Below are 505 nucleotides of genomic sequence, written 5' to 3' on the forward strand. Positions count from 1 at the left end.
CGCCGACGGCAGGGGCGATGTGCACGCTCATCATGCCCAGCAGCGCCAGGCCACGGGCCATGTCGACGCCCACCAGACGATGAGCCGTCGTCCGGTGCTGGTTCACAGTGGGGCCGGTCTCGGTCAGAAGATCACCGTGGCGAGGAATGGTGCCATGGTCAGCACCAGACATCCGACCAGAAAGATCGCGACCAGGCGCTTGCGCGGATCGGTGGGGCGTGGTGTGTCGTCGGTCTCACCCATGCGGACCAGCCTACGCGTTCGAGCGCGCATGACGGGCCCGTGGCCTGCGTGGGCATTCGAGCGGAACATCGTGCCGGTGGCCGACGTTGAACCGGCGGGGAGCGAAGTTGAGTCACTCAGGCTCAATTCAGTTTGACAACGACTCTTCGCGCGTCATACTTGAGCCTGAGTGACTCAAGAGTCTCAAGGGAAAAACCATACGAACCTAGGAGGAACGCCATGGCACGAGCTGTCGGCATTGACCTCGGTACCACCAACTCCG

The sequence above is a fragment of the Phytoactinopolyspora endophytica genome (assembly GCF_004138495.1).
Taxonomy (GTDB): domain Bacteria; phylum Actinomycetota; class Actinomycetes; order Jiangellales; family Jiangellaceae; genus Phytoactinopolyspora; species Phytoactinopolyspora endophytica.